10 protein-coding genes and 2 pseudogenes are annotated in these 15,143 nt (G+C 68.4%); 7 read left to right on the plus strand and 5 right to left on the minus strand.

What is annotated here, in order from left to right; all coding sequences use genetic code 11:
* The first annotated feature begins 37 nt into the window (after window positions 1-37).
* Window positions 38-709, plus strand: coding sequence for an SGNH/GDSL hydrolase family protein (locus ABZ824_RS23505; protein WP_356965362.1), 672 nt, complete (start codon window positions 38-40; stop codon window positions 707-709).
* Between the two features lie 80 nt (window positions 710-789).
* A complete protein-coding gene (locus ABZ824_RS23510; protein ID WP_356965363.1) occupies window positions 790-2,178 on the plus strand; it encodes an MFS transporter in 1,389 nt (462 codons plus the stop codon).
* 137 nt (window positions 2,179-2,315) lie between these two features.
* Here ABZ824_RS23510 and ABZ824_RS23515 read toward each other — a convergent pair whose 3' ends face one another.
* Window positions 2,316-3,275 (minus strand): isochorismatase family cysteine hydrolase, encoded by a 960-nt coding sequence (locus ABZ824_RS23515; RefSeq protein WP_356965364.1) that lies wholly within the window; start codon window positions 3,273-3,275, stop codon window positions 2,316-2,318.
* Between the two features lie 427 nt (window positions 3,276-3,702).
* On the opposite strand from ABZ824_RS23515, the gene ABZ824_RS23520 reads away from it, so the two are divergent.
* Window positions 3,703-4,008: a hypothetical protein gene (locus ABZ824_RS23520; RefSeq protein WP_356965365.1), complete on the plus strand. Its 306-nt coding sequence runs from the start codon at window positions 3,703-3,705 to the stop codon at window positions 4,006-4,008.
* A gap of 296 nt (window positions 4,009-4,304) precedes the next feature.
* Here ABZ824_RS23520 and ABZ824_RS23525 read toward each other — a convergent pair.
* The 4 genes and pseudogenes from ABZ824_RS23525 to ABZ824_RS23540 form a co-directional block, all read right to left on the minus strand.
* Window positions 4,305-4,475 (minus strand): annotated as a pseudogene (locus ABZ824_RS23525) (long-chain fatty acid--CoA ligase); the annotation flags it as partial.
* Window positions 4,476-4,500: 25 nt separating this feature from the next.
* Window positions 4,501-5,252: pseudogene (locus tag ABZ824_RS23530) on the minus strand (LysR substrate-binding domain-containing protein); the annotation flags it as partial.
* Window positions 5,253-5,496: 244 nt separating this feature from the next.
* Window positions 5,497-7,494, minus strand: a complete 1,998-nt coding sequence (locus tag ABZ824_RS23535; protein ID WP_356965366.1) for a serine/threonine-protein kinase — start codon at window positions 7,492-7,494, stop codon at window positions 5,497-5,499.
* 252 nt (window positions 7,495-7,746) lie between these two features.
* A complete protein-coding gene (locus ABZ824_RS23540) occupies window positions 7,747-8,994 on the minus strand; it encodes a helix-turn-helix domain-containing protein (protein ID WP_356965367.1) in 1,248 nt (415 codons plus the stop codon).
* Window positions 8,995-9,119: 125 nt separating this feature from the next.
* On the opposite strand from ABZ824_RS23540, the gene pruA reads away from it, so the two are divergent.
* The 4 genes from pruA (at window position 9,120) to ABZ824_RS23560 (ending at window position 14,848) form a co-directional block, all read left to right on the plus strand.
* The gene (pruA, locus tag ABZ824_RS23545) at window positions 9,120-10,757 is read left to right on the plus strand and encodes an L-glutamate gamma-semialdehyde dehydrogenase (protein WP_356965368.1); all 1,638 of its coding nucleotides are present in this window, start codon (window positions 9,120-9,122) and stop codon (window positions 10,755-10,757) included.
* Window positions 10,757-11,713 (plus strand): proline dehydrogenase family protein, encoded by a 957-nt coding sequence (locus ABZ824_RS23550; protein ID WP_356965369.1) that lies wholly within the window; start codon window positions 10,757-10,759, stop codon window positions 11,711-11,713. The genes pruA and ABZ824_RS23550 overlap by 1 nt, the downstream gene beginning before the upstream one ends.
* A 162-nt stretch (window positions 11,714-11,875) precedes the next feature.
* Window positions 11,876-13,321, plus strand: a complete 1,446-nt coding sequence (locus ABZ824_RS23555) for an amino acid permease (RefSeq protein ID WP_356965370.1) — start codon at window positions 11,876-11,878, stop codon at window positions 13,319-13,321.
* Between the two features lie 117 nt (window positions 13,322-13,438).
* Entirely contained in the window at window positions 13,439-14,848 is a 1,410-nt protein-coding gene (locus tag ABZ824_RS23560) for an amidase (RefSeq protein ID WP_356965371.1), read from the plus strand.
* Window positions 14,849-15,143 lie beyond the last annotated feature (295 nt).

The raw sequence follows: 15,143 nt of genomic DNA on the forward strand, positions 1-15,143 counted from the left end.
TTGATAAAAGAATACGGTCGACCGTATATTCTCCTGCATGGAGCACAACGTCCTCACCGAGGAGACCGACCCGTTCTGCCTGGACCAGGCGGACGCCGTGGCCTTGCTGGCTGAGGCCCCGTGGGGCAGGTATGCCGTTGTCGGCGACAGTCTTTCGGCGGGAACCGGCGATCCGACCCCGGGCTACCGAGATCAGGGCTGGTCGGACCGGGTTGCCGATGTCTTGCGGTCCGTCCGACCGGATCTGGATTACCTCAACGTCTCCGAGATCGGGGCGACAACCGCCCAGACGCTCGAGAAGCAGGCGGCCCGCATGCTCGAGTTCTCCCCTGATTTGCTCCACCTGCCCTGCGGGGCCAATGACATCGCGCGGCGCAGGCCGGACTTCGGCGAGATAGAGCGAACGCTGCGGCAGATGTACGACCTGGCGAAGGGAACCGGGGCCCTGCTGACCACTTTCACGCTCGGCAGGGCGTATGTCGTCCCGGTCTTCCCGGACTGGCCGGAGCGGATCGCCACGGTCAACGAGATCGTGCGGGGGCTGGCTGCGGAATACGGCGCCCTCGTGGTGGACATGTGGGACCACCCGATCAACGACCGCGACAACCTGCTCAGCGCGGACGGTATCCACTTCTCGACCTCTGGTCAGGCCGTCATGGCGGCCGAGGTGGTCAAGAAGCTGGCCGAATCCTTTGGCACCGACAAATGAAGAGGTCTCTCATCGTGGCAAGTAGTCAGCAAGCAGCCAGCCGGCCGGTAGCAGTCGCGGAAGCGGACGCGATTCCGTGGATGACGGTATCGATTCTTCTGACCGCCCTGTTCATGGCGGTTCTCGACTCGTTCATCGTCGTGGTCGCCGACCCCTCGATCGCGGCGGACCTGCACGCGTCCGACGGCGATGTCCAGTGGGTGCTGGCGGGCTATCAGCTGAGTTACGCGGTCTTCATCATCACCGCTACGCGCCTGGCCGACATGTACGGCCGCAAGCGGATCTTCCTTCTCGGGGTGGTCCTGTTCACGCTGTCGTCGGTCGCTTGCGCGCTGTCACCGAACGCGGGCAGCCTGATCGCCGCGCGTATCGTCCAGGGTCTGGGAGCCGCCCTCATGGTTCCCCAGGTGTTCACGTACGTCACGGTGCTGGTGCCCGCGGCGAGGCGGCACAGCGTCTACGGCGTGCTCGGCATCGTCATGGGCATGGCCACCATCGGCGGACAGGTCATCGGCGGACTGCTTATCGGCGCCAACCTGTTCGACTCCGGCTGGCGCCTGGTGTTCTGGGTGAACGCGCCGATCGGAGTCGTCATGCTCCTGCTCGCCGTGCGATTCGTGCCGGAGACAGGCTCGGCCGCCGACCGCAAGCTGGACATGTCCGGAGTCCTGGTGCTCAGCACGGCACTGTTCCTCTTGGTGCTGCCGCTCATCCAGGGGCAGGAGGCGGGTTGGCCGGGGTGGGTCTGGGCTTGTTTCGCGGGCAGCGCGGTCGCGTTCGGCCTGTTCGTCGCGATCGAGCGGCGCCTGGAACGGCGCGGCGGGGATCCGCTGGTACCGCTGACATTGTTCGGACAGCGCTCGTTCTCGCTCGGGATCGTTCTCGTGCTCGCCCTGTATGCGCTGATCTACTCGTATTATCTGGCCTTGTCGGTAACGATGCAGCAAGGCCTCGACATGTCGGCGCTCGGCGCGGGTCTGGTCTACACGCCCGCCGCCATAACGTTTTTCGTGTTCAGCATGGTAGCGAGCCGGATGGTTCCGAAGTATGGACGACGCGTCCTCGAGGTCGGGGCGATCATACTGGCGACCGGTTACCTGGCGACCGGTCTCTTGCTGGTGTCCGGCCCTAGGATCACTCCGCTGCTCGTGATCCCCACCCTGATTCTGCAGAGTGTCGGTGGCGGACTGGTTATTACGCAGGCGCTCAACACGGTGCTGAGCCGTGTCCGGCCCGAGTCGGCCGGTGTCGCGTCAGGGGCCTTGTCCACGGCCCAGCAGTGTGGCGGAGCGCTGGGCGTCGCCGTCATCGGAGCGGTCTACTTCAGCTCGTTCCACCCGGCCGAAGTCGGCAGGGTCGCCGCCGCAGGCCACGCCTTCGCGGTCGCGTCCTTCGGGACGTTCGTCATCGCTGTAGTAGCGGGCGTTGTCGTCTTCCTTCTTCCGAAGCGGCCGACGGTCCAGGTCTGAATGCGAGGACACGGTCGGGCTGCGGACGAAGTGGGTCCAGCTTACGTCCGGGCAGATCGGTTGCCCGGACGTCCGCCGGACGAAAACATCGGCGCCGCGACACTGTCGAGCGTATGTCGGCGGGCCATGACAACCCATCAGATCTGGGTCGCGATGTCGAGCATGGTGAGCACATCCGAGGCAGGACGAACGTCGCCGAATGATCTGTAGATGGTGTGGAGTGCGGCGTTGTGGTCGCGGTCGCGGCGGGCGGCGTTGGCGTCGGCGACCATGATCACTCGGAAGTCGAGGGTGGCGGCGTCGCGCGCCGAGGACTCGCAGCACACGTTGGTGACGGTTCCCGTGATCAGGACGGTATCTATGTGTCGCTGTTCGAGTAGTTGCGGCAGGACGCAACGACCAGGGAAGAAGGCGCTGAACCCGGATTTGTCGACGAACAGGTCATCGTCGCGGGTGGCCAGATCGGGCCACAGTCGAGTGAGTAGCGGTCCGGAAGTCTCCGCGTCGCTGTAGGTTTCGGCGATCTTCGGGCCGAAGAACTCGATCGCTCGCTCGGCCGGTTCCCCAGTCGCGGGCACCACCCACGCGACGGTTCCGCCCGCTGTCCGCAACGCGTCGGCCAGGCGGTTGATGTTGGGCACGATCGCGCGGCAGTAGGCATTGCCGGAGACGTGGAGCGGCACCATGTCGATCACGGCCAAGGCGGTGCGCTCGGGATCGAGGTCCGGATACGCGAACCGGCGTCCGCGGCGGGATTCGTGGCGAGCGTACTCACGGGCCTCGATATGCCAGTCGTGCGTCGGGAGCGTCGGTGTGGCGTCGCCGTCGTCGCGAATCAGGTCGTACACATACGAACGGTCGCCCTTCCGGCTCACCCACACGCCCTCGGGCGGCAGGTCGCCTCGCCCCGCGTCGTCGAACGGGCGGCTGGACACCTCACCCGACTCCGAGCACACTACCCAGCCGAAGCCGGGCAATCGCCGGCACCAGATGTCGAGGTCGACACGCTTGTACGACGGGAATCCATGCATCTCCCCCTCGCGGGCGAACTCATAGGTCAACCCGTCCACCCGCCGCACGAACTTCACACCCGACATCACGCCATCCTCGACGAACGACCCGGCCGCCTCAACTGAAACTCCTCGCCGAGCTCGACGAACTTCATCGGGACACTCGCGCCCCGCCCCAGCCGCTCAGTAGCTCGGCGCGGGTTCCGCTTGTTCGCGCTCACTCCGACGAGGCCGACGAGCACGCGGAACCGCCGCAATAAGTGATGCAGAATTCATATAGTATGAGCCCGCCGCCACTCGACGGATGCGATGCGGCCGGAGGGCTTCCCCCTGCCACCTTATGAACTTCCGCGCATGAAATACGCAGGTGGAAGTACCTATCCCGAAGCCGAAGCGGCGAGTCCACAGCAAGATATCGCCCGCAGACAGCGTAACTTGCTCCGCGATCTCGCGTACAACAGTGCACACTCTAGCTATTATGTGAATCAATATTCTTCAACATAGGAGCGCAATGATGCGTACCCCCCTTCGCCTCGCCGCCGCCTCGGTCGCGGCGGTGACACTCGTCGTCACCGCGGCCGGTGCGACGGCCGAACCGATCAGCTCCGCCCCGGCGACCGCTGTCGCGGCCGGAACCGGCTCGTCGGCGGTGGATTCCGGGGCGGCAGCGGCCCAATCGGCCGTGTACTTCCTCCAGCGTGGCGACGTCATCGGGATTCTCGTGCTCTTGGTCACCGCGCCCTTGCAGATATTCACCAGTGGCGTCTGCGATCTGGCCACCGGGTCGGCGCTTCCGAGTCCGTGCGCCACACCGAGGTGAACCCCCGGTGGCGTCTCCGCGCCGGTGCGCCGCGGCGGATTCGGGACGCACCCTGATCGGACCCCCACCGAACGGGAAAGACCCCGCCCGGCGGTGCAGCCGGACGGGGTCGGGTGTCCCCCAACGAACGAGACGTCGGGTTCTTCGCCGCTATCTACTTCACCTGGACGGGAGGCTGGTTGCTAGTGGAGAAGTACTGGACGGCGGCGCCGATCGCCACCGGGGCGGTGACCAGGATCTGGCCCGCGATGGTGCCCAGGGCGCCGATCGCGATGATGTCGCCGAGGCAGCCGATGGACGAAATCGCGGCCGTCGCCGAGCACCATGCAGTTGGACACCAGCGGAGGCAGCCGGATCCGGTCTTCCAGCGGCGTGGGCGCCACGTTCTTGCCGCCGGAGATCACCAGGATCTCCTTCTTGCGCCCGGTGCTCCGCAGGAATCCGTCGTCGTCGAGTTCTCTGAGATTGCATCGTTTCTCCGGAACCTGCGCAAATCGAAATCGCCCGCGGCAGCGAGGCGAAGCCCACCAGCGGGCGCACCGAGACCATGTGCGCCGTCGCACCCGGGTCGTCGGCGGTCTGCGCCACGGCGAGGGAGATCCTGGAATCCGCCGCCGCACGGAAGATCGAGTCGTACATGGCCGGACACTGTTCCCTGGCGAAGAGCACACATTCCTGGCCCTCCAGTTCGGCGAAGGGAACGCCGGGCCGGTCGGCCCACCGATGCCTGCGCCCGACCACGGCGACCAGTGGCACCCGGTGCAGCAGCCGCCGGTACCGGAAGTCGGTCGTACTGGGATGGCCGTACACGAGGGCGAGGTCCAGCGACCCGTCGGAGAGCGCCGCCAGCTGCGGGCCGGTGCGCTTCTCCCACAGCGACACCACGATGTCGGGATGTCGCTCCGTCATCCTGGTGAGCGCCTCCGGCAGCACGTGTCTGCTGGCCGGAAGGTTGTACCCGATGTTGAGGTGCCCGCCCGCCCTTCGGCGGTCGCCTTCGCGGCCTGGGCCGCGCGGTCCATCTGCGCCACGATGAGCCGGGCCTGACTCTCGAACTCCCGGCCCGCCGGAGTCAGTTTGACCTCGTGCGAGTTGCGTGCGACCAGTTGCACGCCGAGCGATTTCTCCAGCTTCTGCAGCTGGGCACTGAGACTGGGCTGCGTGAGATGCAAGCGCTGCGCTGCGCGGCCGAAATGCAGCTCTTCGGCAATCGTGATGGACGAAACCAGATGTCGGAACTCCATGCCGCCGGCTCCTTTTTCCGCGTACCGGAAACGGTAGCGCCACCAAGTAACCGAGGATGAACCGAGATCGGACGAACGACACCGAAACCGCCCCCGATCGGTGAACTGCCGCCGAAGGGAGGAGAGGGTGTGCTACTCGCGCCCGTGACCGTCCAGCTTCCCCGAAACCCCGCCGGAGGGCAACTCGAAAGACGGAAACTCGGTGTGGGGCAACCGCGCTGCCACCGCGGCGCGGGCCGGGGGACTAGCCGAAATACTGGTGGAACCACGCCGTCAGGTCGGCTTCGCTCTTCGGCCCCGGTTCCGGGTGATCGGCGCGCAGCGTGCAGAAATTCCCGATGACCGCGTACTTCTGATGGATCACCAGCAGACAGCTCGGGCCGAGCGCCGCATCGGTGTTCGGATAGCAGAAATAACGGCCGAGGACTTTGCCGTCCTGTCGCCAGACATCGTCTCCCTGGTCGCCGCGACCGCAGACATGGCCGGAGAACTGCGCGCGGTCGGCCTCGTACAGTGCCGTCGCGGACTCCGGGTTCGAGAGGCCGAAGAACTCCGCGGCCGGAAATCCGGCCTTCGTCCCGCAGGCCAGCGCCGCGGCCACCGGACCGGGCGGCGGGTCGGCGTGGCGGCAGTTGGCCGGCCCGAAATCACCGGCCAGATGGTTCAGCACCGCATGATCGGCCTGCGTGAAATAGTCGGGATCGCGGGCGACGTCGGAGGTGCGGAACCCGAGGCGGTTACGCACGGCGGCATAGTCGCGGTACGCCTGCTCGTCGGGGTTCCAGATGTACACCGCGGCCGCCGAAGCCCGCTCGTCCGTGAGCAGCAGCGCGGGCCGCGGCGCGGCGGGATCGTCCATCTTGCTCTCGAAACACGACTTGCGGCCGACTTCCACGCCGTCGCGCAGCATCGGCCCGTCCGGCCCCGGCGGGTCTCCCGGGCAGTTGTGTCCGTGCAGCCCGGTCAGCAACGACGACGTGTAGCCGCGTAGTTGGTCGACGGTGCGAAACCGCAGGAATCGCGCCACGGGGTCGCTCGCCGCCGGATTCGCGGCGCAGAACACGACGGCGACCGTGGGAGCGTCGGGAGTCTCGTGCACACAATTCGCGCGTTTGTAGCCGGAGGGGCCGACCAGTGAGAGCAGTTCGACGTCGGCGCCGTTCGGCGCGCTCGCGTCGGGCACGGCGGTGCCGGGGGTAGGCCGGATCAGCTCCCAGCCCAGGAAGCCGAGCGTGGCGGCGAGCAGCACGACGCCCAGCAGGGCGAGCACACGCAACAACCGACGGCGGTGTGGCCGCCTCGGGCGGTGACCGCGGACCGCCGCCTCCGACCGGTCCTCCGGACTATCCGCACCGGCAGGCGCGTCCGCGGTCCCGACCGACTCCGACGGGCCCGTAGCCGGGCCCGCCACGACCGCCGCCTGCGCCGCCGCCCCCAGATCACCCGCGGTGCCGTACCGCGCCTGCGGATCTTTGGCCATGCCGCGCGCGACGACGTCGTCCAGCCGGAGGGGCAGGCCGGGACGGTGCGAGTGCGGCTGCGGCGGCGGCTCGAACAGGTGCGCGGAGATGATCTGCGCTTCGGTGTCGCGGGGGTACGGCCGCGAACCGGTCAGGCACTCGTACAGCACGCAGGTCAGGGCATAGATGTCGGCGGCGGGGGTGACCGTGCGCGAGTGGAACCGCTCGGGCGCCATGTAGTGGAACGACCCGATCGCCGAGCCGGTGCCGGTGAGACTTTCCCCGGTCGCCGACTGCGCGATCCCGAAGTCCACGAGATAGGCGAAGCCGTCGGGGGTGAGCAGGATGTTGTCCGGTTTGATGTCGCGGTGCACCAGGCCGTCGGCGTGCGCGGCGTCCAGCGCTGCGGCGATCTGCCGGATGATCGCGACCGCCCGCTCCGGCTCCAGCGGCCCCTGCGCCTTCAGCAGCGCGCGCAAGCTGTCGCCGCCGACCAAGCGCATGTCGATGTAGAGCCGGCCGTCGATCTCGCCGTAGTCGTGGATCGGGATGATGTGCGGTTCCTGCAGCCGCGCCGCGACGTGCGATTCGCGCCGGAATCGTTCCCGGAACACCGGGTCGTCGTGCAACCGCTCCGGCAACACCTTCAGCGCGATGACACGATCCTTGACGGTGTCGTAGGCCTCGAACACTTCCCCCATGCCGCCACGACCGATCAGGCGATCCAGGCGATACGGCCCGAATCGCGACCCCACCTCGAGCGTCTGACGTCGCGTCGTCATCTCGTCCTCCGTGACGGGGACCCGGACTTCCGGGGGTCGTGCCCCGGCTTCCCGCGCTCAACTGTAGAGCCCGGCGAACCCGTTCGGCAGACGTATCGCACAGCGGGCCGGTCAGCGGCCGGAAGCCATCAGCGCAGGTCCCAGCGCGGTGGGGCCTCGCAATGCCGCGAACCGATGCCGGTTGCCGCCACGGTGGTGGCGATCATCGCGACGACGCGAACCCGTCGCGGTGGTCGCCACCGGCAGCCGTCGTCAACCGGATGCCTCTGGCTTACGCGGGCGGCGGTGCAGGGCGAGCTGGATCTCCAGCAGCAGGCGGTCGGCGGGGTCGTCGAGATTCATGCCGAGGATGTCCTCGACCCGGCGCAGCCGGTAGCGCAGCGTGTTCGGATGCACGCACAGTGCCGCGGCGGCGTCGCGCACGTCGCCGTGTTCGCGCAGATAGGTCTCGACGCTGTCGCGCAGGTTCGCGGAATGCTTGCGGTCGTAGTCGAACAGTGCGCCGAGCCGCGGATCGCGCAGTTCCGCCCGCGCTGCCACCAGATCGAGCACCTCGCCGAGCAGCACCGCGGTGCGCGCCTCAGCGAGGGTGGTCACCCGGCTCGCGGGCGACGCGGCGGTGCGGTCGAGGACCCGATCGACCTCGGCGCGCGCGTCGGCCACCCGGCCGAGATCGGGCACCGGGCAGGCGATCGCGGCCCGCAGCGACAGCGACCCCTTCGCGTCGAAGTGCTCGATCAACTGACGTGTCCAGGCCGTCACCGCCTGCTCGGATCGGTAGCCCGGCAGCAGCACGTAGACGCGGTCACCGATCGCGGTGGTCACCGAGTCACCGCGAAAGGAACTGGCACGCAACCGGAGTACGCCACCCAGCGCGGCCCGGTCGGCGCCGGACGCGTGCTCGCCCGACGCGAGCGCGAAGCCGATCACCGCGGCCGGACCGGTCGACGGCAGATGCAGCGCGTTCGCCACCGCCGCGGCGTCGACCGCCGCACCCGCGCCGAACAGCCGGCGGATCAGCAGCGCCTCGGTGGTGGGCGCGTCCAGGCTCCGGGAGATCAGGCGTCCCGCGACGGCCGCCGCGCCGCGCAGGATCTCCGCCGCGTCCGGGTGGAACGGCCGATCCCCCTGCTGCAGCCAGATCGCGCCGAGCACGCGCGGAGCGCGTGCCCGCGCGTCGGTGGGTCGGCGTATCCCGATCGCCAGCCTGCGCTTGATGTTCAACTCGTCGTGGGCGGGCACGTCGACGATCTCGTCTGTGTCGCGCAGCCGATCGAGCACGCCCCACTGCCGCAGCAGGCTCAGGTACTCCGGCGGTCCTTCCCTGCCAAGGATCGATCGCACACGCAACTCGTCGGCGGTCTCGTCGGACGCCGAGTACGCGAGCACATGCGACTGCGGGTCCTCGATCGACACCATCCCGCCCGCGTGGTCCGCGATCATCTGCGCCAGCGCGAACAGGTCGATGTCCGCGGCGACTTCCTCACCATCCCCGCCCACGTTCCCGTCCTTCGGCCAACTCGACAACGCATTTGCCTCATCTTTGTCCAATCGGCTCATTGTCCGGACAGTTTTCCGGTGTTGACTTCCCAGTACCAAAAATTCATCTGACAACTGGAGGTTCCATGGACGCCGTCGTGTCCCCGCCCCCGCCGGTCAACGAGCCGGTGGGCAGCTTCGCGCCGGGCACGGCGGAACGCGAGCGCCTGCGGACCAAGCTGGCCGATCTGGCCGCGACCCCGACGGAGGTCACCCACGTCATCGGCGGTGTGCATCGGCACGGCTCGGGCGAACGCGTCACGGTGACGCAGCCGCACCGGCACGCCGCCGTGCTCGGCACGCTCACCACGGCCGGGCCCGGCGAGGTTCGCGACGCCATCGCGGCGGCCGCCGCCGCGGCACCGGGGTGGCGTGCGCTGCCGTTCGCCGAGCGCGCCGCGATCTTCCTGCGCGCCGCGGACCTGCTGGCCGGGCCGTGGCGCGAAACCATCGCCGCCGCAACGATGCTGGGCCAGTCGAAGACGGCCTACCAGGCCGAGATCGACACCCCCTGCGAGCTGGTGGACTTCTGGCGTTTCAATGTGCACTTCGCTCAACGGATCCTGGCGGATCAGCCGATCTCGGCGCCCGGAGTGTGGAATCGGATGGACTACCGGCCGCTCGAGGGATTCGTCTACGCGATCACGCCGTTCAACTTCTCCGCCATCGCGGGCAACCTGCCCACCGCACCCGCGCTGATGGGCAACACCGTGGTGTGGAAACCGGCTCTCACCCAATCGGTGGCGGCGTACTGGACGATGAAGCTGCTCGAGGCGGCGGGGCTGCCGCCAGGCGTGATCAACATGGTGCACGGCGCGGGCCCCGAAGTGTCGGAGGTGGCACTGGCCGACCACCGGCTCGCCGGCATCCACTTCACCGGATCCACCGCGACCTTCCGCCACCTCTGGCGCACCGTCGCGGCGCATCTCGACCGCTACGACTCCTACCCGCGCCTGGTCGGCGAGACCGGCGGCAAGGACTTCGTCGTCGCGCACAGCTCCGCCGATCCGGACGTACTGAGTACGGCCCTGATCCGTGGCGCGTTCGACTACCAGGGCCAGAAGTGCTCGGCCGCCTCGCGCGCTTTCCTGCCACGATCGGTGTGGGACCGGATGGGCCGCGAGTTCATCGACCGGGTGGCCGGGCTCAGCTACGGCGATGTCACCGATTTCGGTCACTTCGGCGGCGCCCTCATCGATCGGCGGGCCTTCGACAAGAACACCGAAGCCCTCGCGCGCGCCAAGGCGACCCCGAGCCTGACCATCGCCGCGGGCGGCCACGCCGACGACAGCATCGGCTATTTCGTCGAGCCGACCGTCCTGCTCGGCGACGACCCGGCCGACGAGGCGTTCCGCACCGAGTACTTCGGCCCGATCCTGGCCGTGCACGTGTACGACGATTCGGTCCGTGGCTCGTTCGAGTCCGTGCTCGACCTGATCGACCGTGGTTCGCCCTACGGCCTGACCGGCTCGGTCATCGCCCGGGATCGCACGGCGATCGCCACGGCCGCCGACCGGTTGCGCTTCGCGGCAGGCAACTTCTACATCAACGACAAACCCACCGGCGCGGTCGTCGGCCAGCAGCCGTTCGGCGGGTCGCGCGCGTCGGGCACCAACGACAAGGCAGGCTCGGCACAGAACCTGCTGCGCTGGACCTCCGCTCGCACGATCAAGGAAACCTTCGTCCCCGCGACCGACCACCGCTACCCGCACCAGGAGTTGTGATGGCCTTCTCCGGACTGCTGCGGCCCGCCGTGCTGGCGGCCTCCCGCTCCCCGCGCGTGGAGCGCGCGATCACCCGCATCCCGGCCACCAAGAAGGTGGTCGACCGTTTCATCGCGGGCGAGACCGAGGGTGACGCGGTCGCCGCGACCTCGGCGCTGCTCGGCTCCGGCCGCTCGGTCACCATCGACTACCTCGGCGAGGACACCACCGATCTCGACAGCGCCCGCGGCACCGTCGTGCACTACCTGCGGTTGCTGTCGGCGCTGGCGGAACTGCGGGCCGTGAACGATGCTCCGGTGCCGCAGCTGGAGATATCGCTCAAGCTTTCCGCGCTGGGCCAGTCGCTCCCGCAGAACGGATACGCGATCGCCCGGGAGCACGCCTACGAGATCTGCACGGCGGCGAAGTCCGCCGGGGTCTGGGTGACCGTCGACGCCGAAGACCACACCACGACCGACGCGACGCTGGCGATCGTGCGCGAGCTGCGTTTGGACTTCCCATGGCTCGGCACGGTCTTGCAGGCCTATCTCAAACGCACCGAGGAGGACTGCCGCACCTTCGCGGGCCCGGGATCGCGGATCCGCTTGTGCAAGGGCGCCTATCGCGAACCCGCGTCGGTGGCCTATCAGAGCCGTTCCGCCGTGGACGAGTCCTATCTGCGGTGCCTGCGGGTTCTGATGGAAGGCAAGGGCTATCCGATGATCGCCACGCACGACCCGGCGCTGATCGATGCCGCGCTGCGCCACGTGCGGGAAAGCGGCCGGAAATCAGGCGATTTCGAGTTCCAGATGCTGCACGGCATCCGCGACACCGAACAGCGGCGCCTGGCCGGAGTGGGCCACACACTGCGCGTCTACGTGCCCTACGGAGACCAGTGGTACGGCTACTTCATGCGCAGGCTGGCCGAGCGCCCCGCCAACATCGCGTTCTTTTTGCGCTCCTTCCGCGACCGCTGAGCGGGAGCGCGGACAGGCGAAGCCCACTGAACCGAGTCACCAGCACTGGCACGCTTTTCGCCGCCACTTGCGACGCCACGCGACCATACTGGCGGAACACTCGGTTTCGACCGAGTACGTGCCGTCGGCGCTGGAGAAACGAATACAGCTTTAAGGAACAGCATGGTCCTCGCTCACCTACGCGCCCAGATGACGCGCCGAAAGCCGCTCGGCGAGGTCGACGACGAAGCCGCCGCGGCCGACGAGCAGTTGTCGCGGTCGCTCGGCCTGTGGCAGCTCACCGCGATCGGTGTCGGCGGCATCATCGGCGCGGGCATCTTCACCTTGGCAGGCGCGGTGGCGCACTCGGTCACCGGGCCTTCGGTGTTGATCTCGTTCCTCATCGCGGGTGTGGCCAGCGCCGCCGCCGCGCTGTGTTACGCCGAGTTCGCCGGGATGGTGCCCAAGGCCGGGTCCGCCTACACCTACGGATACGTGTCGCTCGGCGAGATCGCGGGCTGGTTCATCGGCTGGGATCTGCTGCTGGAGTACGTCGCGGTCGCGGCGGTGGTGGCCATCGGCGTCTCCGGCTACTTCAAATTCCTGCTGGAACAGGTCGACATCGCAGTGCCGGATTGGATGCTGGGCGCGGCGGGAACGGGTGACGGCCACGTCGTCGACGTGTTCGCCATGCTGTTCTGCCTCGGTACGGCCTGGCTGCTCTCGCGCGGCATCCGCAGCGTCGGCCGGTTCGAGACCGTCGCCGTCGGCATCAAGGTGGCCCTCGTCGTGCTGATCATCGCGCTCGGCGTGTTCCACATCGACAGCTCGAACTACACCCCCTACTTCCCGTTCGGCACGGGCGCGGTGTGGACGGGCGCGGCCACCGTCTTCTTCGCCGTGTTCGGCTACGACGCGATGAGCACCGCCGCCGAGGAGTCCACCGAGGGCAAGAAGCATCTGCCGAAGGCGATCATCTATTCACTGGCCATCGCCATGGTCCTCTACGTCCTGGCAACCCTGGTGCTCACCGGCATGCAGAAGTACACCGAGATCAGCCCGACCAGCGGGTTCTCCACCGCGTTCGAATCGGTCGGGCAGCCGGGCGTCGCGAACATCATCGCGATCGGCGCCATCATCGGCATCGTCACCGTGGTGCTCACCTTCATGCTCGGCGTCACCCGCGTGTGGTTCGCCATGAGCCGCGACGGGCTGCTGCCGGAATGGTTCGCCAAGACCCATCCGGTCCGGAAGGTGCCCACCAGAGTGACCTGGATCGTCGGCATCGGAGCCGCGCTGATGGCCGGTCTGCTGGACATCACCGTGGTGGCCGAACTGACCAATATCGGCATCCTGATGGCGTTCATCGTGGTGTCCGTAGCCGTGATCGTGCTGCGGCGCACCCGCCCCGACGAGCCGCGCGAGTTCCGCCTGCCGTTCATGCCGGTCGTGCCGCTGATCGGCGTCGGGTTCTCGGTGTATCTGATCTGGTCGCTGCCGTGGGAGACCTGGGCGCGTTTCGTGATCTGGCTGGTCGTCGGCCTGATCGTCTACTTCACCTACTCGCGCACCCATTCCAGGCTCGAGCGGCCCCGGCCCGCCGCGGCGGAAGGCCCGGCGACTTCCTGACCACGCGGGCCGTCGGCGGGTACACCATTGCGGAAAGGTCGCTCGACTGCTTACGGTCGAAAACGTCGGCATCGGCGACAGCCGCGACGTCGCGCGGCTCGGAAGGAGCGGTGGCGGATGGACCTGCGCGAGGCCGTGTCGGCGGGTGTGCTCGAACAGCGCGAGTTACTGGCCCAGGGCGCGCTTTCGGCGGAGCAACTGGTCGAGGCGACGCTCGACGAAATCGATGCCGCGGCGGATCTCGGCGCGTTCACCCATGTCCTGCGGGATGAGGCCAAGGCGGCGGCCGTCGAGCGGGATCGCGAGCGCGCGGCGGGCGAGCCGGTCGGCCCGTTGCACGGGGTGCCGGTCGCGGTGAAAGACGAGTTCGATGTCGCCGGTGTGGTGACCACCTTCGGCACCAGGGCGAATGCCACGCCGGCCGTGGCGGACGCCGAAGCCGTGCGCAGGCTGCGCGCGGCCGGGGCGATCATCGTCGGCAAGACCGCGATGCCGGAATTCGGGCAGTGGCCGTTCACCGAGTCCAGCACGTTCGGCGTCACCCGCAATCCGTGGGACCCGAGCCGCTCTCCGGGCGGATCGAGCGGCGGGTCGGCCGCCGCGGTGGCGGCCGGGCTGGTGCCCGTCGCACTCGCAGGCGACGGCGGCGGGTCGATCCGGATCCCGGCGGCATGCTGCGGATTATTCGGTCTCAAGCCGCAACGCGGGCGTGTGCCGATGTCCCCGAACGAGCACCTGTGGTGGGCGTTGGGTGCCGCCGGGCCGCTGACCCGCGGCGTGCTGGACTCCGCCGTCGTCTACGACGTCATCCGCGGCAGCACCCCCACCGACCGATTCCGGGCTCCGGAACCGCCGACCTCGTTCGAGGCGGCGGCGCGCGAACCGGCCCGTCCGCTGCGCATCGGCTACAGCACCAAACCGCACGCCCTGATGGTGAAACTCGATCCGCAGTATGTGCGCGCCGTCCGCGACACCGCGAAATTGCTCACCGAACTGGGCCACACGGTGGCCGAGATCGACCCGCACTATCCCGAATCCATGCACGCGTTCTTCCCGCAGTTCTTCGGCGGCGTGCGCGCGGAACTGGCCGAGATCGATCATCCGGAACTGCTCGAACGCCGCACCAAGCAGACGATGGCAGTCGGCGCCTGGGCGCGCAGGCCGGTCGTCGAATGGGCGATCCGGCGCGGTGAGGCGTTGACGCGCAAGATGGACCGCGTCTTCACCGAATGTGATCTGCTGCTGACTCCCACCATCGCGATCCGCCCGCCGCGGCTCGGCGTGCTCGACGGGGCGAACACGGTACGAGCCCAGCTCGCCTCGATTCCGATGGTCGCCTACACCGAGCTGTGGAACGTCACCGGTCACCCCGCCGCCTCGCTGCCCGCGGGCGTAGGCGACGACGGGCTTCCGCTGTCGGTGCAGCTGGTGGGCCCCACGAACGGCGAGACGACGATTCTTCCGGTCGCCGCGCAACTCGAGCAGGCACGCCCGCATCCCCGCCCGGTCGCCCTTTCGCACCGCTAGCCTGCACGGCGTCGCCAGAGCCGGAAGGCCCACCGTTCCCGGCAGCAGCGTCGGCGCGCCCGAATGCGCGGTCCGGTCCGAACGTGACATCCGCCGCACCACCCGGTCGGTGAACGGAGCCACCTGTCGCGGGGGCCGCCGCGTCCTGCTCGTCCGACCGCACGTGGGGCGGTCAGTGCCCGGGTACGCCATGCCAATGCTCGCCACGGACCTTCCGCGATCGCTGCTTGGTAGGACGCGGCCGGTCGGTCCACCCCTCGCGAACTCCTGGCGAACGCGAGGCTAAGATACAACT

The sequence above is a fragment of the Nocardia sp. NPDC047038 genome, assembly GCF_040644075.1.
GTDB classification, from domain to species: Bacteria; Actinomycetota; Actinomycetes; order Mycobacteriales; family Mycobacteriaceae; genus Nocardia; species Nocardia sichangensis.